This window comes from Polycyclovorans algicola TG408 (assembly GCF_000711245.1).
GTDB classification, from domain to species: Bacteria; Pseudomonadota; Gammaproteobacteria; order Nevskiales; family Nevskiaceae; genus Polycyclovorans; species Polycyclovorans algicola.
Genome location: NZ_JOMH01000001.1, coordinates 3,028,879 through 3,053,220, shown reverse-complemented (window position 1 = coordinate 3,053,220; position 24,342 = coordinate 3,028,879). Strand labels below are relative to the sequence as shown.

27 protein-coding genes and 1 other RNA gene are annotated in these 24,342 nt (G+C 65.1%); 9 read left to right on the top strand and 19 right to left on the bottom strand.

Translation table 11 applies throughout. The features are described 5' to 3' along the window. Window positions 1-139: 139 nt before the first annotated feature. On the bottom strand, window positions 140-2,272 hold the full coding sequence (locus U741_RS0114600; RefSeq protein WP_029891189.1) for a 3-hydroxyacyl-CoA dehydrogenase NAD-binding domain-containing protein: 2,133 nt from the start codon (window positions 2,270-2,272) through the stop codon (window positions 140-142). Between the two features lie 20 nt (window positions 2,273-2,292). Next, on the bottom strand, window positions 2,293-3,498 hold the full coding sequence (locus U741_RS0114595; RefSeq protein WP_029891188.1) for an acetyl-CoA C-acetyltransferase: 1,206 nt from the start codon (window positions 3,496-3,498) through the stop codon (window positions 2,293-2,295). A gap of 203 nt (window positions 3,499-3,701) precedes the next feature. Between U741_RS0114595 and U741_RS0114590 the strand changes: the two genes are divergently transcribed. Next, window positions 3,702-4,346, top strand: coding sequence for a TetR/AcrR family transcriptional regulator (locus U741_RS0114590; protein ID WP_084154904.1), 645 nt, complete (start codon window positions 3,702-3,704; stop codon window positions 4,344-4,346). Window positions 4,347-4,385: 39 nt separating this feature from the next. Here the strand turns inward: U741_RS0114590 and U741_RS0114585 are convergent, their stop codons facing one another. Genes U741_RS0114585 through gloA form a run of 3 tightly spaced genes read right to left on the bottom strand, consistent with a single transcriptional unit; the run spans window position 4,386 to window position 6,410 of the window. Then, on the bottom strand, window positions 4,386-5,297 hold the full coding sequence (locus tag U741_RS0114585; RefSeq protein ID WP_029891186.1) for an alpha/beta hydrolase: 912 nt from the start codon (window positions 5,295-5,297) through the stop codon (window positions 4,386-4,388). Further along, window positions 5,294-5,935: a LysE family translocator gene (locus U741_RS0114580; RefSeq protein ID WP_029891185.1), complete on the bottom strand. Its 642-nt coding sequence runs from the start codon at window positions 5,933-5,935 to the stop codon at window positions 5,294-5,296. The genes U741_RS0114585 and U741_RS0114580 overlap by 4 nt, the downstream gene beginning before the upstream one ends. Before the next feature lie 13 nt (window positions 5,936-5,948). Next, window positions 5,949-6,410 carry a lactoylglutathione lyase gene (gene gloA / locus U741_RS0114575; RefSeq protein WP_366504378.1) on the bottom strand — a complete coding sequence of 154 codons (462 nt, stop codon included), beginning with the start codon at window positions 6,408-6,410 and terminating at the stop codon, window positions 5,949-5,951. A 335-nt stretch (window positions 6,411-6,745) separates the two neighbouring features. Between gloA and U741_RS0114570 the strand changes: the two genes are divergently transcribed. Then, window positions 6,746-7,180: a hypothetical protein gene (locus tag U741_RS0114570; protein ID WP_152551628.1), complete on the top strand. Its 435-nt coding sequence runs from the start codon at window positions 6,746-6,748 to the stop codon at window positions 7,178-7,180. On the opposite strand, the gene U741_RS0114565 is transcribed toward U741_RS0114570, so the two are convergent. From U741_RS0114565 to U741_RS0114525, 9 genes are all read right to left on the bottom strand, one after another. Continuing rightward, a complete protein-coding gene (locus U741_RS0114565; protein WP_200872738.1) occupies window positions 7,177-8,178 on the bottom strand; it encodes a 2-dehydropantoate 2-reductase in 1,002 nt (333 codons plus the stop codon). The genes U741_RS0114570 and U741_RS0114565 overlap by 4 nt on opposite strands. 23 nt (window positions 8,179-8,201) lie before the next feature. Further along, window positions 8,202-8,723 carry a hypothetical protein gene (locus U741_RS0114560; protein ID WP_029891181.1) on the bottom strand — a complete coding sequence of 174 codons (522 nt, stop codon included), beginning with the start codon at window positions 8,721-8,723 and terminating at the stop codon, window positions 8,202-8,204. 75 nt (window positions 8,724-8,798) lie between these two features. Next, window positions 8,799-10,115, bottom strand: coding sequence for an MSMEG_0569 family flavin-dependent oxidoreductase (locus tag U741_RS0114555; RefSeq protein WP_029891180.1), 1,317 nt, complete (start codon window positions 10,113-10,115; stop codon window positions 8,799-8,801). Beyond that, on the bottom strand, window positions 10,112-10,405 hold the full coding sequence (locus U741_RS0114550) for an MSMEG_0570 family nitrogen starvation response protein (protein ID WP_029891179.1): 294 nt from the start codon (window positions 10,403-10,405) through the stop codon (window positions 10,112-10,114). Before U741_RS0114550 ends, U741_RS0114555 begins: the two co-directional genes overlap by 4 nt. Continuing rightward, entirely contained in the window at window positions 10,398-11,396 is a 999-nt protein-coding gene (locus U741_RS0114545) for a sll0787 family AIR synthase-like protein (RefSeq protein ID WP_029891178.1), read from the bottom strand. The genes U741_RS0114550 and U741_RS0114545 overlap by 8 nt, the downstream gene beginning before the upstream one ends. Further along, window positions 11,393-11,971: an MSMEG_0567/Sll0786 family nitrogen starvation N-acetyltransferase gene (locus tag U741_RS0114540; protein ID WP_052378866.1), complete on the bottom strand. Its 579-nt coding sequence runs from the start codon at window positions 11,969-11,971 to the stop codon at window positions 11,393-11,395. Before U741_RS0114540 ends, U741_RS0114545 begins: the two co-directional genes overlap by 4 nt. Next, entirely contained in the window at window positions 11,961-13,076 is a 1,116-nt protein-coding gene (locus tag U741_RS0114535) for an MSMEG_0568 family radical SAM protein (RefSeq protein ID WP_029891176.1), read from the bottom strand. The genes U741_RS0114540 and U741_RS0114535 overlap by 11 nt, the downstream gene beginning before the upstream one ends. A 65-nt stretch (window positions 13,077-13,141) precedes the next feature. Then, window positions 13,142-14,230 carry a Nit6803 family nitrilase gene (locus U741_RS0114530; protein WP_029891175.1) on the bottom strand — a complete coding sequence of 363 codons (1,089 nt, stop codon included), beginning with the start codon at window positions 14,228-14,230 and terminating at the stop codon, window positions 13,142-13,144. Window positions 14,231-14,240: 10 nt separating this feature from the next. Continuing rightward, complete coding sequence (locus tag U741_RS0114525; protein ID WP_029891174.1) at window positions 14,241-14,723, bottom strand: MSMEG_0572/Sll0783 family nitrogen starvation response protein; 483 nt, start codon at window positions 14,721-14,723, stop codon at window positions 14,241-14,243. Window positions 14,724-15,013: 290 nt separating this feature from the next. On the opposite strand from U741_RS0114525, the gene U741_RS0114520 reads away from it, so the two are divergent. The 4 genes from U741_RS0114520 (at window position 15,014) to U741_RS0114500 (ending at window position 17,961) form a co-directional block, all read left to right on the top strand. Then, window positions 15,014-16,414, top strand: coding sequence for an aminotransferase-like domain-containing protein (locus U741_RS0114520; RefSeq protein ID WP_029891173.1), 1,401 nt, complete (start codon window positions 15,014-15,016; stop codon window positions 16,412-16,414). Window positions 16,415-16,483: 69 nt separating this feature from the next. Further along, a complete protein-coding gene (locus U741_RS0114515; protein ID WP_029891172.1) occupies window positions 16,484-17,014 on the top strand; it encodes a DUF4334 domain-containing protein in 531 nt (176 codons plus the stop codon). Window positions 17,015-17,395: 381 nt separating this feature from the next. Next, window positions 17,396-17,665: a YlcI/YnfO family protein gene (locus tag U741_RS0114505; protein ID WP_029891170.1), complete on the top strand. Its 270-nt coding sequence runs from the start codon at window positions 17,396-17,398 to the stop codon at window positions 17,663-17,665. Next, window positions 17,662-17,961, top strand: coding sequence for a type II toxin-antitoxin system RelE/ParE family toxin (locus U741_RS0114500; RefSeq protein ID WP_029891169.1), 300 nt, complete (start codon window positions 17,662-17,664; stop codon window positions 17,959-17,961). Before U741_RS0114505 ends, U741_RS0114500 begins: the two co-directional genes overlap by 4 nt. A gap of 253 nt (window positions 17,962-18,214) precedes the next feature. Here the strand turns inward: U741_RS0114500 and ssrA are convergent. Both ssrA and smpB read right to left on the bottom strand, forming a co-directional pair. Continuing rightward, window positions 18,215-18,568, bottom strand: a transfer-messenger RNA (tmRNA) gene (gene ssrA / locus U741_RS19040). A 43-nt stretch (window positions 18,569-18,611) separates the two neighbouring features. After that, window positions 18,612-19,097, bottom strand: a complete 486-nt coding sequence (gene smpB, locus U741_RS0114495; protein ID WP_029891168.1) for an SsrA-binding protein SmpB — start codon at window positions 19,095-19,097, stop codon at window positions 18,612-18,614. A 41-nt stretch (window positions 19,098-19,138) separates the two neighbouring features. Between smpB and U741_RS0114490 the strand changes: the two genes are divergently transcribed. Continuing rightward, window positions 19,139-20,506: a sodium-dependent transporter gene (locus U741_RS0114490; RefSeq protein WP_029891167.1), complete on the top strand. Its 1,368-nt coding sequence runs from the start codon at window positions 19,139-19,141 to the stop codon at window positions 20,504-20,506. Between the two features lie 18 nt (window positions 20,507-20,524). Then, window positions 20,525-20,830 carry an RnfH family protein gene (locus U741_RS0114485; RefSeq protein WP_029891166.1) on the top strand — a complete coding sequence of 102 codons (306 nt, stop codon included), beginning with the start codon at window positions 20,525-20,527 and terminating at the stop codon, window positions 20,828-20,830. On the opposite strand, the gene U741_RS0114480 is transcribed toward U741_RS0114485, so the two are convergent. Further along, the gene (locus U741_RS0114480) at window positions 20,808-21,266 is read right to left on the bottom strand and encodes an outer membrane protein assembly factor BamE (RefSeq protein WP_052378864.1); all 459 of its coding nucleotides are present in this window, start codon (window positions 21,264-21,266) and stop codon (window positions 20,808-20,810) included. The two genes, U741_RS0114485 and U741_RS0114480, sit on opposite strands and share 23 nt — an antisense overlap. A gap of 60 nt (window positions 21,267-21,326) precedes the next feature. Between U741_RS0114480 and fur the strand changes: the two genes are divergently transcribed. Beyond that, the gene (fur, locus tag U741_RS0114475) at window positions 21,327-21,734 is read left to right on the top strand and encodes a ferric iron uptake transcriptional regulator (protein WP_029891164.1); all 408 of its coding nucleotides are present in this window, start codon (window positions 21,327-21,329) and stop codon (window positions 21,732-21,734) included. Window positions 21,735-21,767: 33 nt separating this feature from the next. Here the strand turns inward: fur and recN are convergent, their stop codons facing one another. Both recN and U741_RS0114465 read right to left on the bottom strand, forming a co-directional pair. Further along, complete coding sequence (gene recN, locus U741_RS0114470; protein WP_029891163.1) at window positions 21,768-23,459, bottom strand: DNA repair protein RecN; 1,692 nt, start codon at window positions 23,457-23,459, stop codon at window positions 21,768-21,770. Then, window positions 23,459-24,334, bottom strand: a complete 876-nt coding sequence (locus U741_RS0114465; protein ID WP_029891162.1) for an NAD(+) kinase — start codon at window positions 24,332-24,334, stop codon at window positions 23,459-23,461. The genes recN and U741_RS0114465 overlap by 1 nt, the downstream gene beginning before the upstream one ends. Window positions 24,335-24,342: the final 8 nt, after the last annotated feature.

Below are 24,342 nucleotides of genomic sequence, written 5' to 3'. Positions count from 1 at the left end.
GGAATCCGTCGATCCCGGCTGCCAATTTTGTAAATTAAGTAGACGCGTCTCTCGCGCTCAGGGCAAGCGGCAGCGGCCAAAAACAAGAATGCCCGCAGGAGCGGGCATTTTTGTTGCAACGTGACGCAGGGCCAGAGGCTTACTCGAAACGCGAACCTTCCTTGGCCATTTTCACCAGAATCGGCGCCGGCTTGAAGCGGTCGCCGTATTTCTTGGCGAGTTCTTTCGAGCGTTTGACGAACTTCTCAACACCGTAGGCGTTGATGAACTGCAAGGCGCCGCCCTGGAAGGGCGCAAAGCCCCAGCCGAAGATGGAGCCGATGTTGGCATCGCCCACCGCTTCCACGACTTTTTCGGCGTAGCACTTGGCGGCTTCGTTGGCCTGGGCAAACATCAGTCGGTCCATGAGCTCTTGCTGCGGCAGTTGCTCGGCCAGCGGGAAGGCTTTGGCCAGACCCGGCCACAGGGCCTTCTGGCCACCTGCGGGGTAGTCGAAGAAGCCTTTGCCGGCCTTCTTGCCGGGGCGGTCGAGTTCTTTGCACATTTTCTCGATCACCGGGTTGGCGGGGTGCTCAACCATGGGCTTGCCTTCGGCAGCGAAGTCTTTGCGGGTTTGCTCCAGCACGTGCAAGGACAGCGAGATGGCCACTTCGTCTTGCACGGTCAGCGGGCCAACGGCCATGCCGGCCTGCAAACCGGCCATTTCGATGGAACGCGGGTGCTGACCTTCGGCCAACAGCGCCATGCCTTCAAGCGGGTAGGTGGCGAAGCAGCGGCTGGTGTAGAAGCCGCGCGAGTCGTTGACGACGATGGGCGTCTTCTTGATTTGCTGCACAAAGTCGAAGGCCTTGGCCAGCGTTTCCTTGCTGGTTTTCTTGCCTTTGATGATTTCCACCAGCGGCATCTTGTCGACCGGCGAGAAGAAGTGCAGACCGATGAAGTTTTTCGGCCGTTCGCTGGCTTCTGCCAAGCCGGTGATCGGCAGCGTGGAGGTGTTGGAGGCGAACACCGCGCGCTTGTCGAGCATGGCTTCGGCCTTCTTCGTCACGTCTGCCTTGATGCTGCGGTCTTCAAACACGGCCTCGATGACCAGATCGCAACCCTTGAGCAGCGCGTAGTCGGTGGTGGGCGTGATGCGGGCCAGCAGTTCGGCTTTGGCTTCGTGGGTGCCGCGGCCCTTCTTCAAAGCTTTGTCGAGCAGGCCTTCGGAATAGGCTTTGCCCTTGTCGGCGGCGTCTTGCTTGGCATCGAGCAGGATGACGCTGACACCCACCTTGGCCGACGCATAGGCGATACCGGCGCCCATCATGCCGGCACCGAGAATGCCGAGTTTGGTCACCTTGGCGCGTTCCACGCCATCGGGGCGTGAGCTGCCCTTGTTGATGCCGTTGAGCTGGAACCACAGCGTGCCGATCATGTTTTTGCTGACCTGGCTGACCACCAGTTCAGCGAAGTAGCGCGACTCAACGCGGCAGCCGGTGTCGAAGTCGGTGATGCCGCCCTCGAACACGCTGCTCATGATGTTGGTCACGGCCGGGTAGTTGCCAAAGCTCTTGGCGCTGGCCATGGACGGCGCAATGGCCCACAACTGGCCGTTGGCGGGTGACTTGGAATCACCGCCCGGCCATTTGAATTTCTTGTCGTCCCAGGGCTGCACGGCCTTGGGATTGGCGGCAATCCATACGCGTGCCTGAGCGAACATTGCGTCGGCGGTTTCGACCACCTCGTGGATGATGCCCTGCTGCTTGGCCTTCTCAGCATTCAGCTCTTTGCCTTCGAGCATCAGCGGCAGGCTGGGCTGAATGCCGATCAGGCGCGGCAGGCGCTGGGTGCCGCCGCCGCCGGGCAGCAGGCCGAGTTTGACTTCCGGTAGGCCGAACTTGGCCTTGGGGTTGTTCAGCGCGATGCGGTAATGGCAGGCCAGTGCCAGCTCAAGCCCGCCGCCGAGCGCCGTGCCATTGAGTGCGGCCACCACGGGGCGGCCGCACTTTTCGAGGCGGCGCAGCAGCACTTTGAACTGCTCGGCCATCTCGTAGGCTTCGGCCGGGTCGCTGATGCCGTAAACCTTTTCGATGTCGGCGCCGGCAAGGAATTCTTTCTTGCCGGAGGTGACGATCACGCCGGTGACGCTGGCGTCGCCTTCGATCTTGCCCAGCACGTCATTGAACGGCGCGAGCAATTCTTCATTGAGCACGTTCATCGAACGGCCCGGCATGTCGAGGGTGAGGGTCACGACGCCGTTGGCGTCTTTGTCGTATTTCACTGCGGTCATGTTCTATGTTTCCTGACGGCTTAAACGCGTTCGATGATGGTGGCGATGCCCATGCCGGCGCCCACGCAGAGCGAGGCCAGCCCGGTCTGCTTGTTCTGGCGTTCCAGCTCGTCGAGCAGGGTGCCCAGCACGATGCAGCCGGTGGCGCCCAGCGGGTGGCCCATGGCAATCGAGCCGCCATTGACGTTGACCTTGGCGGGGTCGATGTCGAGATCCCGCTGCGCGCGCATCACCACCGCCGCGAAGGCCTCGTTGATTTCGAACAGGTCGATGTCCTTGGCGCTCATCTTCGCCTTGCCCAGCGCCTTCTTCGAGGCCGGGCCAATGCCGGTGAGCATGATGGTGGGCTCGGAGCCAATCACCGCCGTCTGTACGATGCGGGCGCGCGGTTTCAAGCCCAGCTTGCGGCCCATTTTCTTGCTGCCGATGAGCATCAGGCCGGCGCCATCGACGATGCCGGAGCTGTTGCCAGCGTGGTGCACGTGGTTGATTTTTTCCAGCGTCGTGTACTTGCGCAGGATGGTGGCGTCAAAGCCCATCTGGCCCATCGCTTCGAAGCTGGGCTTGAGCCCGCTGAGGCCTTCCAGCGAGGCGTCGGCGCGGATGAACTCGTCGTTGTCGAGCACCACCATGCCGTTGATGTCGGTGACCGGAATCAGCGACTTGCTGAAGTAGCCTTTCTCACGCGCGTGGGCGGCTTTCTTCTGCGAGGCGACGGCAAAGTTGTCGACGTCTTCACGCGACCAGCCTTCCAAGGTGGCAATGGTGTCGGCGCCAATGCCCTGCGGCGCAAAGCCGGTTTGCTGGTTGACGCGCGGGTCCATCGCCCAGGCGCCGCCGTCGGTGCCCATGGCCCAGCGCGACATGCTTTCCACGCCGCCCGCGACCACCAAGTCTTCAAAGCCCGACATCACCTTCATCGCGGCGAGGTTCACCGACTCCAGTCCTGAAGCGCAGAAGCGCGATTGGGTCACCCCGGCGACGCTTTCGGCCCACTTGGCGTAGATCGCGGCCACGCGGGCAATGTCGGCGCCCTGTTCGCCCACCGGGGTGACGCAGCCCAGCACGATGTCATCGACCAGCGAGGTGTCGAGGTTGTTGCGCTTTTCCAGCGCCCACAACAGGTTGGCCACCAGATGAATCGGCGTGACCTGATGGAGGCTGCCGTCTTTCTTGCCCTTGCCGCGGGGGGTGCGGACGGCGTCGTAGATGAAGGCTTCAGTCATGGGCTCTCGTCTTGGTCTGAGAAGTGGGTAAGGATCGTAACCTTACTGAGGGAATCAGGGCTGTCACCGGACGAAAGTCTGGTGGCTTGCCCCGCCTGAAAGGGGCCGGTAGCTTACGCATCCGGCTTGTTTATGGTCAATTCAAGCTTGGCGCTGGACTACACTGACCGGTAACCAGTATTTCCAACTGATCATGAGATGTCATGGAACCACACACCAAACGACGCGCTGGCAGCCCTGACACCGACCTCGGCACCGAGCGCGTCAAGCTAGATCCACAAACCCGCCAGCGCATCGAACAGGCGGTGCTCGATATTTTTGCCGACCGTGAATTTCACCGCGTGGGGCTCATCGAGGTCGCGCGCGGCGCCAACGTATCGCTGCAGACCATTTATAAGTATTACGGCAGCAAGGAAGCGTTGCTGTTCGCCACGCTCGACACCTGGCTGGGCAAGCTCTCGGTGCGGATGATCGATCACCTGCAGGGCATCGAGGACTACAAAGAGCGCTTCCGCAAGGTGTTCTGGGTGACGCTGGATTTTTTCGAGCACCACCCCAAGGTGGGCCAGATCATCATGTCCAGCGTCTATGTGAACACCTGGCGCAAGCAGGCCAACTACGCCAATCCCGAACTGTTTGGCACCTTTCTCAAAGTGCTGGGCGAGGGCCGTGCGCGCGGCATTCTCAATGACGAGGTCGAAGAAAAATACCTGCTTGACGTGATTATGGGCGTGCTCGGCCGGCTGGTGCAGATGCACATTCACCGCGGCATGAAAGAACCGCTCACCGCCCAGGCCGGGCCGCTGTTTGAAATGCTCTGGCGGGCGATTGCCAAGCCGGTTTCGTGACGGGTCAGGCAACAGGCGTGAGGTGTCCGGTATTTCGCCTCACGCCATATGCCGCGTGAAGAACGCTCCTTGATCGGCCACGACCTGCTTGAAGCCTTCGCCCACGTAAATGTCGAAGTGCCCAAGCGGGTAGCGCTTCACCTCGGCCTGTTCGCCGGCCAGGCGCGCGGTGTCTTCCATGGCGGCGGGCGGCACGATGTCGTCGTGCTCGGGAATGCAGATCAGTGCCGGACATCTGAGTCGTGAGGCCATGCGGTTGGGGCGAAACAGCGGCAGAGTCAGCGCCCAGCTCAGGGTGATGGCGTTGACCCAGTCGGGCGGCGTAATCGCGCCGTAGCCCGGCACCGCGTCCGGCGTGGTCAGCACCGCGTCGCTGCCAGGCGCCCCGACCACCGGCCAGGTGATGCGCTCGGCGCGCAGCCGTCCACGCAGCGCGTCCAGCGCGGCCTTACGACTGAGCTTGAGAACCGCCGCCAGGCCGTTGCGCTGCAGCAGGTGCTTGAACGTGGCCAAGCCATCGAGCATTGCGCCCTGCGCCGAAATCGCCGCCACATCGCCGTCTTCGACCGCCGCTGCGACGACCAGACCGCCCGAGAACGAGCTGCCCCAGAGGCCGATGCGGGTCGGGTCTACGTCGGGTCGGCTGCGCACGTAACTCAGCACTGAATGCCAGTCATCGATCTGCATGCGGATGTCGACGCACTGACGCGGCACACCCTCGCTCTCGCCAAAGCCGCGGTAGTCGAAGCACACCACGCAGAAGCCGGCGTTGGCGAAGTGACGGGCGAATGGGTCCAGCCCCGCCGCACGCGTGCCGCCCAAGCCGTGACCCATGATGATGCAGGGCAAGCCCTTGGCCGCTTTCAGCGTTGACGACGCGGGTTGGTAGACCCCGGCACGCACGGTGATGCCGTGGCTGAGCAGCTCGACCTCTTCGACTGCGACGCTCATGACGATGCATTCCAAGGCTGAAATCCAGCCCACAGCATACCGGCCCCCAGCGCCACCAAAAGCAGCGCCATACCGCGCTGAATGAGGTCGGTATGGCGCTGCAGTCGCGCCTGCACGCCCGGCGCGCTCAAGGTCAGGGCCACGAAGGCGAACCAAGCGAAGGTCGTGGCGACGATCCACCCGGCCAGCGCCAGGCGCAGCGCGATCGAGGTCTGGGCGCTGATCACCGAGGTGAACAAGGCCACGAAAAACAGGGCCGCCTTGGGATTGAGCAGGTTGGTCGCGAAGCCGAGCCCGAAGCGGCGCAGCGGATTGCCGTCGCGCCCTGGCTCTCGCGCGGTGGCCGTGTTCGCAGCGGGACGCAGCGCGGCGGCGCCCATCAGGATCAACACCGCACCGCCGGCCAGACGCAGCCCGTCAAGCAGGCCCGGCACATGTTGGGTGATCCAGCTGAGGCCAAACAGGCCGTAGGCCAGGTGGATGACGATGCTGCTGGCGATGCCCGCCGCCACCAGCACGCCCGCGCGGCGGCCGAAGCGCAGGGTCTGCTGGGTGACCACGGCAAAGTCAGGGCCGGGGCTCATCATTGCCAGTTGATGGGCCACCGCCACGGTGAGGAACAGCGCCCAGGCGCTCATCAACGGGTGCGCGTCAGGCGACCTTGCTGGCCAGACCGCGCGCCGACAGCACCTCGATCCAGTAGCCGTCCGGGTCCTTGATGAAGGCGATGTTCTTCATGGCGCCGTCTTCCGGCCGCTTGGCGAACGCGACCTTCATGCGTTCAAAGTATTCGCAGGCGGCAATGACGTCAGGGACGGTGATGCCGATGTGGCCGAAGCCGCGCGGCTCGGTGTTGCCGTTGTGGTAGCCGGCGAAGTTCGGGTCATTTTCGGTGCCCCAGTTGTGCGTCAGCTCAATGGCGCCCTTCTGCAAAAACGTGAACTCGGCGCGTGCCTTTGGATCGTCCGGTAGCGGGCCGTCTTCCTCGCGCAGGTAGCCGACGAAGTACAGCGAAAACTTCATCTCAGGGAAATCAAACTGACTGAGCAGGGTCATGCCCAGCACGTCGACGTAAAACGCCAGCGATGCCTTCGGGTCGCGAATGCGCAGCATCGTCTGGCTGAGGATGAACTCGCCGGTCGGCGCGGGGGCGGTGTCAGTCACGAAAAATCTCCGGTCCAAGGGTGATGCCATGAGCCTACGCAATTGCGGGCCGCAGGGTGCTTTCCCAGATGCACGTCGCCCGATGATGTCGAAAGGGTCGGGGCGAAAACCCGCCTGCCGAGCCCGCCACCCCCGCGTGCCGATTCACCCGCAGTTGGGCGTGGGTCGTTACCCTAGTCAGCGAACTCGTGTGAGGAATCATGATGAAACAGACCTCAGTTGCAGGTGTGTGCGGCATCTTGTTGCTCTTGGCCGCGTGTGGGCCCAGTGACGAGCAGCAGGACTTGTTCGCCGAGGAAGTGGCGGCGTTGAACGAGGAGGCCGAGCAGGATTCGGCATCGGAGTCGCGCGAGCGCGGCTCGATGGCGGCAGCCGGCGATGCGGACGATCCCGGCGCAGCGGCGGCCACGTCGGTGACGCTGCCCGACAATTTCCCCGATGACGTGGTCCTTTATCCGGAAATGGAGCTTGCGTCGGTGACCGGCATGTCGGACACGATGATGCTGCAGGGCGCCGCCGAAGGCGACATGGCGACAATCAGCAGTTTCTATCAGCGCGAGATGGCCGCGCAGGGCTGGGTCGACGAGAGTGATCTGACGGGCGCTGACATCGGGATGCAGCGTCTGCGATTCGCCAAGGAAGACCGGGCGGTCGATGTGACACTGACGCCCAGCGGCGACCGGATTTCGGTCAACATCGCCTTGTCGCCGCGGCTCTAACCAGCGACGGCGGAGCGCAATGTGACCAGCAGCTCGCGGCCGGACCAGTCGCGTTTGCCGCCGGCTTCGGCGTCACGAATCAGCGCCACCAGCTTGGCGTTGACCGGGGCGCGGCGCTGATGTTTGACCGCCAGGCGCACGACCTCGCCGTTGATCCAGTCGACCTCTGTGCGGCGACCGAGTTGCAGGTCGTCCCACATGGATGACCGGGCCAGAGGGTCGATGGCCAACATGCGGTTGCCCAAGGCTTTGAACAGGGCGTCGGGGGTCGATAGCGCCGCGGGTAGCCATCCGGGCGGTAGCGGTGTGAGCTTTGCCGGGGCAATGCCCTCAAGCGCGAGAAAGCCCAAGGCTTCGCGCTGCGCCAGCGCCAGGCAGCGGCGATAGCTGCGCTGTGCAAGTTCGGCTTTCAGCGGCAGGCCTGACAGGGCGTTGATGGCGTTGTTGAGGTTCATCAACAACTTGGCCCACTGCACGGCGCGCATGTCGGCGTGCACGGCCAGCGGCATGCCGGCCTCGGCGAAGGTTTTTTGCCAGGGCGCGAGCGCGGGGTGCGTCGACACCGCCAACACGCCGGCAGACCCCTGGTGAAAGACGCCCTCGCCGTGATCAGCAATGTTGTACGGCACCATGCCGGTGAGCACGGATTGTTGCCCCAGCACGGCGGCGAGCTGTGCGGCGTTGTCGAGACCGTTCTGCAAGCTGATGACCACGGCACCCGGTTTGATCACCGGCGCAAGACCTTTGGCGATGTCGCCCGTTGCGGCCGATTTGACCGTGACCAGCACCAGGTCGGCGGCGGTGGCGGCGGCGAGGTCGGTGCTGTAGCGAATGGCCGAAGGCGCCACCCGCCAGGATTGACCCTCCAGATTGGTCAATGTCAGCCCATGCCGCGCAAGGGTGTCGGCGAGGCGCTGACGGCCGATAAAGCGCACGTCGCAACCGCTGGCCGCCAGTCGCCCACCGATGTAGCAGCCGACACTCCCGGCCCCGACCACCGCAATCGTGGCGGTTGCGGCGCTCAGGGCGTGTCGACGCCGGGTAGCGGCTTCAGGTCGCGGGGCAACTCGGGCGCCTGGATGTCGGCCAGACCGGCGCGCATGGCGTCCTGCTGGGCCTGCGGCAGCTGGTTCAGGGCGTTTCGGGAGTAGGGGCGCCGTGCGCAGTCGCTGTCGTAAGCGTCACGCACTTTGCTGTTGGCCGAGATCTCGTCGCGCAGCTTTTGAATCTCGCGGTTCAGCGCCAGCGCGTCGCCATTGAGTGCATTGCGTTGCCGGCGAATCTCGAGACCGGCTGCAAGGTCATCTTTGTCGCGCGACATCGAAGTGGTGTCCAGCGCGCGGCGCCGGGCAAGGATTTCATCGCGGCGGGCATCGTGGTCGGCGTTGCGTTGCAACAGCTCGGGCGACTGTTGGCGAAGCTGCTGCACGCGCTGCGCGCAGACGGTCAGCTCCTCGGCACTGAGCGGTGGCGTGGTCGCGAAGGCGGCAGTGGCGGTGCCCACGAACAGCAAGGCGATGGCGAGGGAATGAACGTGGAGCATGGTGGCGCCGGGTGATGGAACGGCGCTGACGCTCGCCCAGTTGACGTGCCCTGTCAAGAATCTGCAGTGCGCCGTTCAGGCGCCAAGCGCCAGTTCATTGAGCGGCCTTGCGGCGGCAAGGCCACGGGTTTGCCGGTGGGCGTCGAGGTGCGCCACCACATGCGCGGCATCGCGGGCGACGCCCGAGAAGCGCCCCGAGCCCCAGGTGTAGAGCCACGGCAGGCCGAGAAAATACAGGCCGGGTGCGGGGGTGATGCCGCGCGTGTGGGCCGGGTAGCCGAGGCCGTCAAACACCGGCACGTCGATCCACGAAAAGTCCGCGCGATAGCCGATGCACCAGATCACACTGCCGATGTCGGCGGCTTTCAGGTCCAGCGGCGGGTCGTTGGCCTCGGGCTGCCAGCAGGGGTGATAGGGCGGGTCAAGCGGCGCGTTGATGCCTTCGCGCTCGATGTACTGGTCGATGGTGGCCTTGATGCTTTCGGCCACCGCATCGGCGTGGTCAAGGTTGCGTCGCAGGTCGTCGCCGAAGTGCAGGTGCAGGCCGCCCGTGCTTGCCTCGATGTCGGTCAGCCGGCCGTGCAAGCGCATGCCTTCGGCGGCAAAGCGCCGCAGGTCGATTTCGCGCCCGCCGTCGCGGCCGGTGAGGTAGTGATTGGCCTTGTGGCGCACCGTGTCGCGCTTGGGGTGCTCATCCAGGGTGATGTCGTAGTAGCCCATCGCATCCAGCCATTCGACCGCGTCCTTGCCGCGGTACTGCCGAGGCGCGCGCGGCGCACCGCCGACGCAGAGGTGGACGCGGCGACCGGCCAGATGCAGGTCTTCGGCGATCTGACAGCCCGACTGGCCGGTGCCCACGACCAGCACGGCGCCGGGTGGCAGCGCGTCGGGGTTGCGGTAGTCCGGCGCGTGCAACTGCATCAGCCCCGGCGGCAGGCGCTCGGCCATGCGCGGCACGATGGGCCGGTGATAGCCGCCGACCGCGACAATCACCTGATCGGCGGTAAAGCGGCCGGCGCTGGTGTCGAGCACGTAGGGGCCGTGCCCGCGACGCGCGAGTCGGGTCACGGTGACGCCCTCGCGCAGCGGCGGCTTGAACGAGGCGGCAAAGCCCTCGACATAGCGGACGATCTCGTCCTTCAGCATGAAGCCCTTGGGGTCCGGCCCGCGATAGGGGTAATCGGGCAGTTGGCACTGCCAGTTGGGCGTGACCAGGCAGAAGCTGTCCCAGCGGCGGTTGCGCCACTCGTGGGCGAGCCCGTGCTTTTCGAAGACCAGATGCGGAATCTCGCGCCGCGTTAGGTAGTGACTGGCCGACAGACCGGCCTGGCCGCCGCCGATCACCAGCGCGGGGTAGTGCGATGTTTGTGACTCGGGAACGGCGGCGGTCATGCGGGCGGCTCGAAGTTGATGACGGTGACGTGGGCGCCGGGCAGATCGGCAAAACGCGCGGCGGTGGTTTCGATCTCCTGCAACTGCGCCACCGCACTGCTGCAGGCGAAGCCATAGCGGGCGCGCACCCGTTCGCTGGCGAGGTGAAAGGCCTCGCGGCAGCGGGTGACAAACTCGGACAGCGGATACACCTCACCAGCGGAGAAATGCTGGCGCAGCGTCGACGAGGGCGAGTAGCAGCGACTGAAGCTGCCGTCGGGCCAGCGCAGCGAAAAATGTAGTTCAGGCATGGGCGGTCTCGGGCTGTGACGCGGGCGCTCGGCCGCAGCCCATCAGCGTCTGCCGGGTGCCGTCCCAGGCGAGCGCGCTGCGGCCCCCGGCACGCAGGTGCAGCTGTTGATGCGGCTCGCAGACGCCCACCATCGCCGCCGTGATGCCGCGTGCCGAAAAGCGTTCGAGTACCGCTGGCACCGCGCCAGGGGCCACCGACAACCAGTAGCCAAAGCTGGGAAAGGTGTGCAGCCACCAGCGCTGCGGGTCCACATCGGGCGGACGGGGAATGGCGTCGAGGTTCACTGTGGCGCCGACGCCGGAGCACTCCAGCAGCATCAGCAAGGTGCCGAGAATGCCGGCTTGCGAGATGTCCTTGCCAGCGGCACTGAGGCCGTCTTCGGCGATGGCGGGCAGCAGTTCAAGGTCGCCGCGCAAGCGGATACCGGGTGCGGTCGAGGCGGCATCCCAGTTGGAAAAATGCGGTCGGTAGCCACCACGCAGATCAATCGCGGCGATCAGCACCTGGCCGGGCTGGGCATCGAAGCTGGTGAGCAGGCGGGTGGCGCGGCCGAGAATCGCCACCGCCAACTGGTCGCGACCCGCGCGCAAGTTGCTGTGACCGCCGACCACCGGCACGCCGTAGCACTTTGCGGCCGCGGCCAGGCCGGCCAGCACGGTGTCAGCGGATGTCGCACTGGCGCCCCACAGCGCGTCGACCACCGCGATCGGCCGGCCGCCCATGGCGTAGATGTCGCTGACGTTGACCATCACGCCGCACCAGCCGGCGAAGTAGGGCTCGGCGGCAACGAATTCGTTCATGAAGCCTTCGATGGCGAGCAGCAGCCAGCCGTCACCGTCGGCAATGGCCGCACAGTCATCGCCCACGGGCACCGGCGCCCGTGCCGAAGCATCGAGCCCCAGTTGCGCGATGACTGCGGCGATGTCGTGCTTGTGCGCCAGCCCGCGCGTGCCCTGCAACTGCTCGGCGATGACGGCGGGGTCAATCACGCGGCGCGCGCCGTTGCCGACAGCACGCGCGGCTGCGCAAGCCGCGCCGGGTAGTGAGCGAGGTCGGCCTGCATGCGCAGGTGCGGCGCGCCCTGCACGGTGATCGCCGCCTGTGGCTGCCAGTGCAGGCGCTCGAACAGGTGGCGGTGGCGCAACTGCACTTGCGCGGTGAAGCGCGCTGCGCCCCTCGCCGACGCGGTGCAACCCGCGAGTTGAATCAGCCCGGTGCCGAGTGCGGCGAGGCGCCGGCAGTCACGGGCCACCGCCAGTCGCGAGCCTTGCCAGTGAAGACCCGAAAGGCGGTGAATGCGTACCGTGCCGACCACGCGATCCGGCATGCCGAAGACGCAGGCCAGCGCCACCAGCACCGTGCAGTGGGCATCGACAGGGTCGCGGTCATCGCCCTCGAACAGGCCCTGCTCGACGCAGAACACGGCGCGGCGCAGGCCGCGTGCACCGGCAAGTTCCCAGGCTTCGGTGGCGGGTTTGATCCAGTAATCACCCGGCGGTGAGTCGGCTGTGGCCAGGCCGTTGGCGGCGGGCAGCCAGTCGCTGAGCACGGCATCAAACGACATGGGTCACCTCCCGTGCGGCCTGCTCGAAGCTGGACAGTGACGAGCAGGCACCGCACTTGCCGCAGCCGGCCTTGATGTCGGTGGCGGTGAGTCCGGCCGTGACCAGCATCTGCCCCAGCGGTGCCAGCAGGCTGCGCATGGCCAGCGCGTCTGGCCCACGATGCTGCGCCAGCGGCGTGCCGCCAACCGGCACGAACGGCACCACAAACGGGTAGACGCCGAGGCCGATCAGGGTTTCGCACATGGCCAGAATTGCCTCGTCGCTGTCGCCCAGCCCGGCCAGGATGTAAGTGCTGACCTGGCCGCGACCGAACACCGCCACGGCGTCGGCAAATGCGCGCAGATAGTCGTCCACGCCCACGCTGGCCTTGCCCGGCATGATGCGCTGGCGCACCTCGGGCGTGACCGCTTCAAGGTGCATGCCCAGCGCGTCGACACCCGCATCGCGCAGCCGCGCGAACCACGCCGGATCATCCGGCGGCTCGCACTGCGCCTGGATCGGCAGGTTCACCGCCGACTTCACGCCGAAGGCGCTCTCGCAAAGGATCGCCGCGCCGCGGTCGGTGAAGTTGGGCGTTCCGGTGGTCATCACCATGTGGCGCACGCCGTCGAGCAGCACCGCCGCGCGTGCCACCTCGCCAAGCTGCTCGGGCGTCTTGCGGTTGATGGTGCGGCCTTCGGCCAGCGACTCGCCGATGGCGCAGAACTGGCAGGCGGTGCTGCGCCGACCGTAGCGGATGCAGGTTTGCAGCACGGTGGTGGCGAGCACGTCGCGACCGTGCAGCTGGGCGATCTTCCAGTAGGGCACGCCGTCAAAGGTCTGCTGGGCGTAGAAGCGCGGTTGCTTCGGAAAGGCGATGCGCGCCACCGGAATGCCGTCGCGTTCCAACTGGCTGTGGCCGTCGGCGTCGGGGCGGCGCGCAAAGAACGGCGAGCGCCGCGCGCTTTCGTGCAGCACCGGCACCATGATGGTGCGGCCATCGACGCTGACGGCCTTGTGATCGGTCGGCCCGGCGCCGCCTTTACGGGCGGTGATGCCGGTATCTGCCGACTCCAGGCGCAGGCCGCTGGCCTGCAGCGCACTGATCAGCTCGGCAACCGGCATCGCCTGCATCGCAGCTTGTGGGCGGCGCAGATCCTGCAGCGACAACGTGCGGGTGGTGAGCGTGCTCATGAGGCGCGCGCCATCATCTGCGCCAGTGCGGCGAGGTAGTCACCCTGCGGGCCGCTGGCGGGCGCGGGTTGCTGCAGCAGCCGCGTGACCTGCTGCAGGTCTTCGACGTCACGCGGGTCGGCGCGGTGCACGGGCGCGGCAGTCGCTGCGGGCGCGTCTTGTTGCAGCGGCGTGTGGGCTTGCGTGTCGAGGTGCAGGCGCAGCAGGTCCGGCCGCGCGTAGTGGCCCACCGAATCCATCATCCGTTTCCGTTTGGTGATCAGCGCGAAGTCGAGCTCGGCAATCACCAGCCCTTCGCCTTCGCGCAGCGGCTCGGCCAGGTGCTTGCCCTCGGGCGAGATCACCGCCGAGTAGCAACCGCCGCTGAAGGCCTTGAGCAGCTCCGGTGTCGGCGCGAGTTGTTGCTTCTGCGCGTCGGTCAGCCATGCGGTGGCATTGACGACGAAGGCGCCGGCCTCCAGCGCGTGGTGGCGCATCGTCACTTCCATCTGTTCGGCAAAGATCGGCCCGACCAGCGAGCCGGGGAATTGGCTGCAGTGAATCTCTTCGTGCTGCGCCATCAGCGCGTAGCGCGCCAGCGGGTTGTAGTGCTCCCAGCAGGCCAGCGCACCAAGCCGGCCGACGGCGGTATCCACCGTCTTCAGCCCCGAGCCGTCGCCCATGCCCCAGACCATGCGCTCGTGATAGGTCGGCGTGATCTTGCGGCGCTTCAATGCCAGCCGGCCGTCGGCGTCGAAGATGAGCTGCGTGTTGTAGAGCGTGCCGTGATCACGCTCGTTGACGCCGAGCACCACCACCATCGCGTGCTGACGGGCGGCGGCGGAGATGGCGTCGCTCAGTGGCCCGGGCACCGTGGGCGCGTGCTCGTACAGTCGCAGGTGCGCCGGGCCCATCGTCACCGCCGGGGTGACGAAGGAAAAGTAGGGGTAGTAGGGCACCACGGTTTCGGGAAACACCATGAGCTGCACGCCCTGCGCCGCGCCGTCGGCGAGGGCCAGCAGCACCTTGTCGGCGGTGCCGTCCGCCGAGTCCAGCACCGGATTGAGCTGGACGGCGGCGGCACGGATGCGGCGGGGCGTGCTCATGGCCGGCGCCTCACACCGTCCAGGTGTGGATCATGAAGGCGTCGTCGTTGCGGTGAATCAGAATCAGGTCGAGGACGTCCAGCGGGTTGATCGGCACGATGCCGGGCACCAGCGAATGCTCGCCGTGGCCGTAGAGCATCTGCAGCGCGAAGCGGCAGCAATAGACCTTGCCGCCTTCGCCCATGAAGGCTTCCAGCTGTTTGGTGAAGTTCTGGGCGCCCGGAAAGGCTTCATCGCCGATGGTCGGAAAGCCGCGCTGAATACCCAGGGTCACGCCCGGCCCATAGAGCAAAATCGAAGTTTCGAAACCCTTGCGCATCAACCGCTTGGCCTGAAGGATGTTGACGAGGCCAATCGAGCCTTCGAAGGCGACGGTGTGGAAGGTGACCAGGGCCTTCTCGCCCGGTTTGGCTTTGACGTCTTCAAACACCTTTTCTTCGTAATCGACGAAGAAATCACCTTTCTTGGTGGGGGTCGTGCTGACTGCGGGCATGGCGTGCTCCTGAGGGTTAATGAGGCTGCCCCGGGACCCACGCAACCGATGTGCCGCCGGGTCGTGTCGGCGGCCGATCAAGCTCCGATCAGTTGTCGAAGCCATTGGCTGATTTGAGTTTTTTGTTTGCGCGGCGCGGCAAAGACGGGTCAGCCATGGTTGGCACTGCGGGCAGGACATCAACGACTGGACGGTCCTTGCACCGAGTTGATGCGATCTGCCCTGGAATGGTTGGCCCATTGATTGCATGGACGCCGTATTGATTGCATTCATCGGCCGGGAGGCCCGCCATGCCCGACAGCGCTCGACGTTGGCAGCAGCGTTTGATCGGTACCGGTCAACCTGCGTACCTGGCGTTGGCCGAGGCCATCGCCGATGACATCCGCAATGGCGTGCTGCAAGCGCGCGACCGACTGCCGCCGCTACGCGCGGTCGCCACCGCGCTGCATCTCAACTACACCACGGTGGCGCGCGGCTATGCCGAGGCGCAGGCGCGCGGGCTGATCGACAGTCATCCCGGCCGCGGCAGTTTCGTGCGCGCCCAGGCGGCGTCGGGCCCGGCCCGCAGCGTCCGCAGCCTGGGGTTGGTCGAGATGACGATGAACCTGCCACCTGAGCCCGACGACCCGGTGCTGATGGCGCGCATGCGACGTGGTCACGAGCAGGTCATGGCGCGGCACGATCTGACCGTGCTGCTGCGCTATCAGCCCTTTGGTGGTGACGCGCAGGCGCGCGAGGCCGGTGCGCGTTGGCTGGCGCCGCTGTTGCCGGAGGTCGCGGCCGAGCGGGTGCTGGTCTGCCCAGGTATTCAAAGCGCATTGGTGGCGGTGTTCAGCTTGCTGGTGCGGCCGGGCGAGGTGTTGTGCTGCGAGGCGATCACCTATCCCGGCGTCAAGGCCATCGCCACCCAGTTGGGCGTCAAGCTGCAGGGGTTGGCAATGGACGCTGACGGCATCCGTCCCGACGCATTTGAAACCGCCTGTCGCGTGCACCGGCCCAAGGCGCTGTACCTCAACCCCACGCTGCAGAACCCGACCACGCTGACCGTGCCGCTGACGCGTCGCAGCGAACTGGCGCGCATCGCTTTGCAGTACGGCATTCCGGTGATCGAGGACGACGCCTACGGCCTGCTGCCAAGCGACAAGGTCGCCCCAATTGCGACACTTGCGCCGAGCCTGACCTACTACCTCACCGGCATGGCCAAGCATGTCGGCGCCGGTCTGCGGATGGCCTATCTGGTTGCGCCGGACACCTCCGCCGTGCAGCGGCTGTCGGCCGTGTTTCGCGCCACCACCATCATGGCGCCGCCGATGACGGTTGCGTTGGCCACGCAGTGGATCGACGACGGCACCGCGCACGCCATGCTGCGCGCGCTGCGTGCCGAGTCGCGCCGGCGACAGGCGCTCGTGCGGCAATGGCTGCCGGCCGCGCAAGTCCGCACCCATGCCGATGCATTTCACCTGTGGCTGGAACTGCCGCCGGGGTGGAACCGCCACCTGTTCGCAATGCAGTTGCGCAGCATCGGTGTCGGGGTGGTCGCCAGTGATGCGTTCGTGGTCAGCGGCGTGCTGCCCGAGGCCGTGCGCTTCTGCCTTGGCGGCCCGATGAGCACGCAGGACTGTGGTCACGCGCTGGAGGCCATGGCCGCGCTGATGCTGCAATCACCCGACAGTATTGCCGGCGTGCATTGATGGCGGCCCGGCCAAGGTGACGGTGTGGCGACGGGTCTAAGCTCCGGCACTTTGAATCTGGAGCAGTCGATGGATTTGGCAACCTTGCAGGCTGCTGCGCCGACCCCTGACACCGCCATGGCTTTTTATGACGGACTGGCCTCGGTCGAGGTCGATTTCATGCTCGGGCGCTGGCGCGGCGAAGGCTTGAACACTGGTCATCCCATGGACGGCACGCTGGAGCGCTTTGGCTGGTTCGGCAAGGAGTTCGTCGATGCCGAGCAGGTCCATCCGCTGCTGTTCAAGGTGGGCCAGGAGGGCACCCGAGCGCTTAATCCCGGCCTGATGCCAATGGCATTGGCGCTGCGCTATCCGTCATTGAACAACCGCGCCGTGGCCGCCGTGTTCCGCGTGATTCAGCCGCTGATGACCACCCGCACGCCGCGCGCTCGACTGCGAATGGTCGAATATCGCGGCGTCAAGACGGCGGCCATGGTCTATGACCAACTCGCCATCATCGACGTGTTCCGCAAGGTCGACGACGACACCGTGCTGGGCGTGATGGACATGAGGACCATGGATCAGCCGTTCTTTTTCGTGTTGCGCCGCGCGCGGGTTTAGTTGCCCCTGGATAATTCACTTTGCCCATCACGTGACGCAGGGCTGATGGCGAACTGAGCGACCTGTCGTCGCTTGAGCAGCTTGACTTGCGGAGGTTTGAGGTTCCTGCCCTTGCCTCGGTGGGTCATGGTGATGTTGTCAGGCTGTCTGCCGCGATAACCCAGATCGACGATGGCGGTTTTTGACATCACGTCGGTGAGGATGGCTGTCTATTCAAAGCGCTCTTCGAGGGTCCATCAGAGCGAGGGCCAGGCACGAAAATGGCAGCTTTTGCGGCGCGCCGAAAGTTGACCATCACAGGCGATCGGCCCTCAAACGGTTGACGCGATCGTCAGCAGGCAAAACCATGTGCATCGCATCTGCAACACAATGGAAGGCCCCATGAAATCCGCGACCCTCCCGCCGCTCCGAGTCACGCCGGAACTGCGCAGCGCAGCCGAAAGCGTACTCACTGAAGGCGAAAGCCTGTCCAGCTTCGTCGAAGCCTCGGTGCGCCAGCAGATTGATCATCGCCGCGCGCAGAAAGAGTTCATCGCCCGTGGCCTCGCCTCACGTGAAGAGGCCAAGCGAACGGGGGTGTACTTCACCGTTGAGGAATCCATGGCCTCGTTGAACGCCATCCTCGAAAAGCACAAGGCCAAGGCCGGGTGACGTATCGCGTCAGAATCAGCAAGGCCGCCCAGGAGGACTTGGAACGGCTGCTGGATTTTCTTGCACCCAAAGATCCTCGGGCCGCTGTGCGGGCCAGCGCCGCCATCGCCAAAGGCTATGCGCAGCTTCAGGACATGCCCTTCACCATCCGCAAGGCTGACCCCACCAACCCCTTTTTGCGTGAACTGATCATCTCGTTTGGCGGCGCAGGGTATGTGGCGCTATTCGAAATCGACAACGACACCACCGTCACTGTGCTCGCCGTGCGACACCAGCGCGAGAACGATTACTACTGAGGTAAGGCAACCCCGCAGCCTGTCCGCAACGCCGTGAAGTCTCTAAAACATCATGCGGCAAGACGTGGGGCCGGACGGCGATGCGCAGCGCCTCTCTCAGCGCTGCTGATCGAGCCGCCGATATTTCGGCTGTACCCCCGTTGAGACCCCCGTACGGGCGGTATCTGCCGGATTAAGAAGGCCGATGGCGGGCACAAAAAACCCGCCTTTTCAGCGGGTTAGGGTTTGAAAAGAACAATGTTGAATCAAAAATTGGTGGAGATGGCGGGAATTGAACCCGCGTCCGCCAGCCTTCCGCCTACAGATCTACATGCGTAGCCCGTTCATTGATTTTCGTCTTCAGCTCCCGGAAGGGCACGGATCGCTGTCGCTTATCCCCTTAGGGTTTTAGTACGTTGGTTAAGGGCGAACCATTGCACGAGTTGGTAAGAGTCGACACCTGATTCAGCGGTACCAACACCAGCTGGTCAGATGCTCACCGGATTAAGCGGCGAGGGCGTAGTTGTCGTCGTTCGCAACTAGCTTGTTTGCAAACCGTTTAACGAGCAGATTTGCAGCTCGGCATGCACCGCGAGTTTCAGCACCGACGTCGAAGCCAGTCATCCCCTTTGAGTACGGCGCAAGAATAGCACGCGCGCAGCGTCGTGCCCTCAGTCTCGAACGCTGGTGCGCATGATGCGGCCCTGCTGGCGCTGCCAGTCGCGGTCCTTCATGTCGGCGCGCTTGTCGTGCTGCTTCTTGCCTTTGGCCAGGCCCACGGCGAGCTTGGCGCGGCCGCGGTTCCAGTGCAGGTCCAGTGGCACCAGGGTGTAGCCGGCACGTTCGACCTTGCCGATCAGGGTGGCGAGTTGTTTGCGGTGCAGCAGCAGCTTGCGGGTGCGGGTGGAGTCGGCAATCACGTGGGTGCTGGTCTGGGTCAGCGGCGTGACGTGCGCGCCGATCAGGTAGGCCTCGCCATTGCGGAGGATGACGTAGGCCTCGGCGATTTGTGCGCGGCCCGCGCGCAGCGATTTCACCTCCCAGCCCAGCAGCGCCAGACCGGCTTCGTAACGCTCTTCGATGAAGTAGTCGTGCCGCGCCTTGCGGTTGAGGGCGATGGTGTCATCGTCTTGCGCAGCTTTGGTTTTTGCACCCATGTGCCAAGTATACGGGCCCGCCTTGGCACTACACTCTGGTCATGAACATTCCTGAATCACGCACGGGGACCTGGTCCTCTCGCGGGGCCTTTGTCTGGGTCGCCGTGGGCAGTTGCGTGGGCATGGGCACGATGCTGCGCTTTCCGGCGCAAGTGCAGTCGTTTGGCGCGATTCCGTTTCTGTCGGCCTATCTGTTGTGCCTGTTGCCGATTGCCTGGCCGATTCTGGCGGCGGAATGGGGCTTGGGCCGGTGGATGCGCGGCGACCTGGTGAGCGGCTTTGCCAACACGGCCACCACGGCAGGGCTGACCCGCAAGTGGCGCTGGCTGGGTGGGGTGATGGTGGTCACCGCGGCGCTGGTTTTGTCCTACTACAGCGTGATTGCCGGCTGGGGGATGGCCTACCTGGTGCGCGCGGCGGGCGGCGTTCTGAATGCGCAACCGCTGCCCGCGCTGGTCGACAACTACCAACAGCTGGTTAGCGAGCCCGAGCGCGGTCTGGCATGGCACACGCTGTTCATGGTGGTCACCTGCGTGGTGGTCTCGCGGGGTTTTCGTTCTGGGGTCGAGCGCTTGGCGATTCGGGTCTTGCCGGCGTCTATGCTGGTCACCGCACTGCTCGTGCTGGTGCTGCTGTTCCGCGATGCCCCGGCGCCAGACTGGCGGGCACTGCTGGCCGCCAAGACCTCGCCGCTGGATCTCGAGCTGTGGCTGACCGCGATACGCGAAGCCTTCATCACCGCTGGACTGGGCCTGGGCGCAATGATGACGCTGGGCGCCTACCTGCCGGGTGAAGTTCGCCTGTTGTCAACGGCAGGCATCGTCCTCGGCCTGGACGTGATGTTCGGCATTCTCATCACGCTGGTGCTGTTCCTGCTCGGCGGCGTCTCGGCCGGGACCGGTTTCGAGTTGGTGTTCGTCGGCTTGCCGCAAGCCTTGCCCGAGGGGCTCAACGGTGTGTTGATCGGCACCGTGGTCTACGGTCTGCTGGTGGTGATGAGTCTGACCTCGGCCGTCGTGCTGCTGGAGGTGGTCACCCGTTTCGCGATGGAGCGTTGGCGTCACACGCGCATCGATGCGGCGACGACCTCGGCGGCGGTGATCTGGGCGCTGGGTGTGGCCTCTCTGCTGAGCTTTTCCGGGCCGGCGTCACTCGACGCCGAGCAGTTTTCGATCTTCGACGCGCTGATCATCGCGACCGCGCAACTCGCCGCGCCGATCTCGGCGTTGGCGGTGTGCGTGTTTGCCGGGCGGATGATTCCCAGCGACCTGCGCCGCGCGGTCTTTGGTGAGTCCGGGGGTTACTCGGTTTGGGCGGCGCTGCTGCGCTACCCGGCGCGGGTCGGGGCGGTGGTCATCGTGCTCGATGCCATCGGCGTGTTCGCGGCGATCAGGGCGCTTTGGTTTTGACAGCAGGTAAAGACGGGTATGAGCGGTGAACTGATACAGGTGGAAGTGGCTTACGCGTTGCCGGCCGAGCAGGTGGTGCTGCGGGTCGACCTGCCAAGCGGTGCGACGGTTCGCGACGCGGTGTCGCGGTCGGGCCTTTTAGGTCGCTATCCCGACATTGATCTGGACCGGCAGCGGGTGGGCATTTATGCCCGGCTGGTGTCACTCGATGACGCGGTGAACGCCGGCGACCGGGTCGAGGTTTACCGCCCGCTGCAGGCCGATCCCAAGGCCGCGCGGCGGGCCAATGCCAAGGCGAAAGCTAAAGCGAGCTCGGATCGGTAGGCGAGCTGCGACCCGGATCGCGCTGGGTCTCGGGACGGTCTGCGGGGATCTCGACATCGTCTTCATCGCCGCTCGGGCGCCCGTAAACGGTGCTCGGGTCGATGATGATGGCGTCGGCGCCCTCGGCCTGAAGCCCATCCATGCGTGCCAACTGACCATCACGGAAGTGCAGTGACACGATGCGCTTGGCTTCGGCGCCACGCGGTGCGCGGTAGTAGCCGAGGTAGTCCCAGCGATTGCTGTCATAAGGATCTGCGGCGATTGGCGTGCCGAGCAGGAAACGGACCTGTTCTGGCGTCATGCCGACTTCAAGCTGGTCGAGTTTGTCCTGCTCGATGAAATTGCCCTGCCGCGTCGGTAACTTGTAGACCAACTGGCATCCCGTCAGAGAGACCAGAAGAATTGTTGCCAGGGCACTGTTGATCCAAAAACGCATTGCGGTTCATTGCGGGGTCGAAGCCAACGGTCATAATACGGCATTACTTGGAGTGCACTCATGGAATCATCCGACCTTCGCAACGCTGGCCTCAAGGTCACCCTTCCACGGCTGAAAATTCTGCAGATTCTCGAAGCCAACGCTGATGCGCATCTGTCGGCCGAAGACATTTACCGTCTGCTGCTGGAATCCCACGAAGAGATCGGGCTGGCCACCGTGTACCGGGTCCTGACCCAGTTCGAAGCCGCCGGTCTGGTGGTGCGGCACAATTTTGAGGGCGGTCATTCGGTTTTCGAATTGGCCAGCGGCGAGCACCACGACCACATGGTTTGCCTTGAGACCGGCAACGTCATTGAATTTGTCAGTGACGAGATCGAAAAGCTGCAGCACGAGATCGCCAAAAAGCACGGCTACGACGTACACGATCACAGCCTGGTGCTGTACGTGAAGCCGTTGAAGTCGAAATAAGGCGGGCCCAGCACTGCGGCGGCCGCCAGTGGGTCAGGCGTCGCCTGCAACCTGATCGAGCAGTTCGGCGGCGAGCTGTCGCGCCGATGCAGTGATGGTTTGCCCGCCCTGCAGGCGCGCCAGCGCGTCGATGCGGGCGCTGCGGTCCAATGGCGTGACGCGGGTGAAGGTCTTGCCGCCGGTCACGTCCTTGTGGATCGACAGATGCTGATGGGCCTGCGCCGCGACCTGTGCCTGATGGGTCACGCACAAAACTTGTCGTCGGGTGCCCAGCGCCCTGAGCTCTTGTCCGACACGCTCGGCCACCGCACCGCTGATGCCGGCATCGACCTCATCGAAGACCATGGTCGCCACGCCGCGCAATTGAATGGCCACCACCTGCAGTGCAAGCGACACGCGCGACAGCTCGCCGCCGCTCGCGACTTTGCTCAGCGGTCGGGGTGACTGACCGGGGTTGGCGCTGAATTCAAAGCTGACCTCGTCGAAGCCAATGCTGCGCACCGGTGTGCGCGGGTCGGCGGTCACTGCAATCTGGAAGCGCGCGTTGGCCATGCCCAGGCCCTGGACGATGGGCGTGGCGCCGTCGGCCAGTCGCTTGGCGGACTTTTCACGCGCCTTGCTCAGTGCGCGGGCGACAGTCTGATACGTCGTCAGCTGACCCTCGCGCTGGCGGCTGAGTGAGGCCAAGCGCTGTTCGTGGTTCTGGTTGCGGTCGAGTTCTTCGCGCAGCGTCTCAAGGTGTTCGGCGAGCGCTTCCGGTCTAACGCGGTGTTTGCGCGCGGTGTCGTGAATCGCGCTCATGCGGCGTTCCGCACGTGCCAGCTCACCCGGGTCGAGGTCGAGCCGGTCGAGCGCGCCGCGCAGGGCGTGGATGACGTCCTGCAGTTGGGTGCGCGCCGACTCCAGCGTCGGTGCCAACTCGGCAAAGGCCGGATCCAGATCGGCCAGGGCGTCGAGCAGTTGCTGGGCGCGGCTGATGGCGGCATCGGCCGCCGCGTCGTCCCCCGCCAGACTGCTGAGCGCAAGGTTGCCGTCTTCAAGCAGGCGTCCGGCATTGGCCAGCCGCCGATGCTCGGCTTCCAGCTTTGGCAGTTCGTCGGGTTGCAGCGCCAGCGCTTCGAGTTCCTGGATCTGAAACTGCAGAAAGTCCAGTCGGGCAGGGTCGCCCTGACCTTGCTTGCGAATCGACTCGATCAGTGCGTCTGTCTCGTGCAGGGCTTCCGCCGCTGCGGCGACCTTGGCCAGCGCGGCGCCGTGCTGGCCAAAGGCGTCCAAGGTCTGTCGTTGGGTGTCGCCGCGCAACAGCGTCTGCGACTCCGACTGACCATAGATTTCGATCAGGCAATCGCCGAGCTCGCGCAGGGCGCTGGCATTGACCGGTTGGGCGTTGACGAAGGCGCGGGTGCGACCCTCGGTAAGAATTACGCGGCGCAGCACCACCAGATCGGGGTCGTCTTCGTCGACCAGCGACTGCGCCTGCAGCCATTTGCGGGCGGCCGATTCGTCATCGGGCGGCAGCTCGAAGGTGGCGGTGATGTCGGCTTTCTCGCAGCCGTCGCGCACCATCTGGCTGTCAGCGCGGGCGCCAGCCAACAGGCCCAGCGCGTCAATCAGGATTGACTTGCCGGCACCGGTCTCGCCGGTCAGCACGGTCAGGCCGGGACCGAATTCCAGTGCCACCGAGTCGATGATGGCGAAGTTTTGAATGGTCAGTGATTTGAGCATTACGGCCCGCGACCCCAGTGCAGCTTGTTGCGCAGCACGTTGAAATAGTCGTACCCGACGGCGTGAATCAACTGCAGCCGAACGCCGGCACGCGCCACCAGCAACTCGTCGCCGGGGCGCAGTGCCTCGTGAGAGTGACCGTCGCAGGTCACGGTCGCCAGCGTGCCCGTGCCGCCGCCCAGACGAATCTTGATCGGCCGGTCGGCGCCGACCACCAGCGGGCGGTCGGACAGCGTGTGCGGGCAAATGGGCACCAGCGAAATCGCATCGAGTGCCGGGTGGATCACCGGGCCGCCGCTGGACAGGGCGTAAGCGGTCGAGCCGGTCGGCGAGGAAACGATCAGACCATCGGCACGGTGCTGGCTGATGAACTGGTCGCCCAGCCACGTCTCGAATTCCAGCATGCGGATCGAGGCCTGGTTGCGAATCACCACGTCATTGACCGCCAGCAGCGGGCCAGCTTCACCATGCGTGCTGATCACCCGGGCCTCGAGCAGCAGGCGGCTTTCAGTGGTGTATTGGCCCGCCAGAACGGCACTGATGGGGGTCTCGAACGCGTCCGGTGGCACGTCCACCATGAAGCCCAGGCGACCCTGGTTGATGCCGAGTATCGGCACGCCGCGCGGTGCCATGACCCGGGCCGCCGCCAGCAGGGTGCCGTCGCCGCCGACCACGAGCACCAGATCGCAGCGCGTGGCCAGCAGGTCACGAGGGCAGAAGCGCTCAGCCGGGCGGTCGAGGTGCGGGCTCAGTGGCTGATCGAGCAGCGGTGCATGGCCGATGGATTCCAGCCAGGCGACCAACCGGTCGACCGTTTCAAGGGCTTTGCGGTCCTGCTTGCCGATGATGCCCAGCCGGGTAAATGCTTGCGTCAAGCGCGAAT

Excerpts from the sequence above, each read along its gene's own strand:
- U741_RS0114600 (WP_029891189.1), bottom strand. The coding sequence starts at position 2,272 with ATGACCGCAGTGAAATACGACAAAGACGCCAACGGCGTCGTGACCCTC.
- U741_RS0114595 (WP_029891188.1), bottom strand. The coding sequence starts at position 3,498 with ATGACTGAAGCCTTCATCTACGACGCCGTCCGCACCCCCCGCGGCAAG.
- U741_RS0114590 (WP_084154904.1), top strand. The coding sequence starts at position 3,702 with ATGGAACCACACACCAAACGACGCGCTGGCAGCCCTGACACCGACCTC.
- U741_RS0114585 (WP_029891186.1), bottom strand. The coding sequence starts at position 5,297 with ATGAGCGTCGCAGTCGAAGAGGTCGAGCTGCTCAGCCACGGCATCACC.
- U741_RS0114580 (WP_029891185.1), bottom strand. The coding sequence starts at position 5,935 with ATGAGCGCCTGGGCGCTGTTCCTCACCGTGGCGGTGGCCCATCAACTG.
- gloA (WP_366504378.1), bottom strand. The coding sequence starts at position 6,410 with ATGCTGCGCATTCGCGACCCGAAGGCATCGCTGGCGTTTTACGTCGAC.
- U741_RS0114560 (WP_029891181.1), bottom strand. The coding sequence starts at position 8,723 with ATGCTCCACGTTCATTCCCTCGCCATCGCCTTGCTGTTCGTGGGCACC.
- U741_RS0114555 (WP_029891180.1), bottom strand. The coding sequence starts at position 10,115 with ATGACCGCCGCCGTTCCCGAGTCACAAACATCGCACTACCCCGCGCTG.
- U741_RS0114550 (WP_029891179.1), bottom strand. The coding sequence starts at position 10,405 with ATGCCTGAACTACATTTTTCGCTGCGCTGGCCCGACGGCAGCTTCAGT.
- U741_RS0114540 (WP_052378866.1), bottom strand. The coding sequence starts at position 11,971 with ATGTCGTTTGATGCCGTGCTCAGCGACTGGCTGCCCGCCGCCAACGGC.
- U741_RS0114535 (WP_029891176.1), bottom strand. The coding sequence starts at position 13,076 with ATGCCGGTTGCCGAGCTGATCAGTGCGCTGCAGGCCAGCGGCCTGCGC.
- U741_RS0114530 (WP_029891175.1), bottom strand. The coding sequence starts at position 14,230 with ATGAGCACGCCCCGCCGCATCCGTGCCGCCGCCGTCCAGCTCAATCCG.
- U741_RS0114525 (WP_029891174.1), bottom strand. The coding sequence starts at position 14,723 with ATGCCCGCAGTCAGCACGACCCCCACCAAGAAAGGTGATTTCTTCGTC.
- U741_RS0114520 (WP_029891173.1), top strand. The coding sequence starts at position 15,014 with ATGCCCGACAGCGCTCGACGTTGGCAGCAGCGTTTGATCGGTACCGGT.
- U741_RS0114515 (WP_029891172.1), top strand. The coding sequence starts at position 16,484 with ATGGATTTGGCAACCTTGCAGGCTGCTGCGCCGACCCCTGACACCGCC.
- U741_RS0114505 (WP_029891170.1), top strand. The coding sequence starts at position 17,396 with ATGAAATCCGCGACCCTCCCGCCGCTCCGAGTCACGCCGGAACTGCGC.
- smpB (WP_029891168.1), bottom strand. The coding sequence starts at position 19,097 with ATGGGTGCAAAAACCAAAGCTGCGCAAGACGATGACACCATCGCCCTC.
- U741_RS0114490 (WP_029891167.1), top strand. The coding sequence starts at position 19,139 with ATGAACATTCCTGAATCACGCACGGGGACCTGGTCCTCTCGCGGGGCC.
- U741_RS0114485 (WP_029891166.1), top strand. The coding sequence starts at position 20,525 with ATGAGCGGTGAACTGATACAGGTGGAAGTGGCTTACGCGTTGCCGGCC.
- U741_RS0114480 (WP_052378864.1), bottom strand. The coding sequence starts at position 21,266 with ATGCGTTTTTGGATCAACAGTGCCCTGGCAACAATTCTTCTGGTCTCT.
- fur (WP_029891164.1), top strand. The coding sequence starts at position 21,327 with ATGGAATCATCCGACCTTCGCAACGCTGGCCTCAAGGTCACCCTTCCA.
- recN (WP_029891163.1), bottom strand. The coding sequence starts at position 23,459 with ATGCTCAAATCACTGACCATTCAAAACTTCGCCATCATCGACTCGGTG.